At 68.0% G+C, this 790-nt stretch carries 2 pseudogenes; one reads left to right on the top strand and one right to left on the bottom strand.

The annotated features are described in order from the left end of the window. Positions 1-387: pseudogene (locus tag A5750_RS07120) on the top strand (hypothetical protein); the annotation flags it as partial. Positions 388-391: 4 nt separating this feature from the next. On the opposite strand, the pseudogene A5750_RS07125 reads toward A5750_RS07120, so the two are convergent. After that, positions 392-790, bottom strand: a pseudogene (locus A5750_RS07125) (hypothetical protein); the annotation flags it as partial.

The following is a 790-nucleotide window of genomic DNA, read 5'->3' on the forward strand; positions in this document are numbered from 1 at the left end:
TCCGATGGCAAGGAGAACAAGCCGTCCAACCCCAGCGATCCGCATGACGGGGTCTACACCGCGGCGCGGCTGGCCCGCGACGAGGGGGTGCCCATCTCGACGATCTCGTTCGGCACCAAGACCGGTGAGATCGAGATGGACGGGCAGCGCGTCGCCGTCCCGGTCGCGACGGATCAGATGAAGATGATCGCCAAGCTGTCCGGCGGGCAGTCCTACACCGCCAGCAACGTCGCCGAGCTCTCCAAGAGCTACAACGCGATCGAGAAGGACATCGGCTACCGCACGGTGCCGGGACCGGGCAGCGCCGGGTGGTTGCGCCTGGGTGTCATCACCGCGCTGATCGCTACGGCGCTGGCGCTGCTGATCAACCGGCGGCTCCCGGTCTGATCGCTCAGGAGGGCAGCCGGCGGTTCAGGAGCAGACCGGCCAAGATGGCGCCGGCCATCGCGACTGCCCCCAACAGCATCCACGCCAGGCTGGCGTCGCCCTTGACGGTCTCGTAGCCGATCTGGCGCTGCAGGGTCGCATAGACGTTCTTCAGCGACTCGAGGCTGTCGGCGTGGAACGACTGGCCGTCGGTGATCTCGCAGATCTTCTGCAGCGTCTGGTCGTCGACGGGAACCGGGATGGTGGCGCCTTCGTACTCGACCGTGCCGTACGGCGTCCCGAAGGAGATCGTGGAGATCTGCACACCCTCGGCCTTGGCGGCCCGGGCGGCGGTGAAAGCCCCCTGCGGGGCGTTGGGGTCCAGCGGCACGTTCTCGGCGCCGTCGGACTCCAGCACGATGCG

Origin of the sequence: Mycobacterium sp. 852002-51613_SCH5001154, assembly GCF_001667425.1 — a bacterium.
GTDB lineage: Bacteria > Actinomycetota > Actinomycetes > Mycobacteriales > Mycobacteriaceae > Mycobacterium.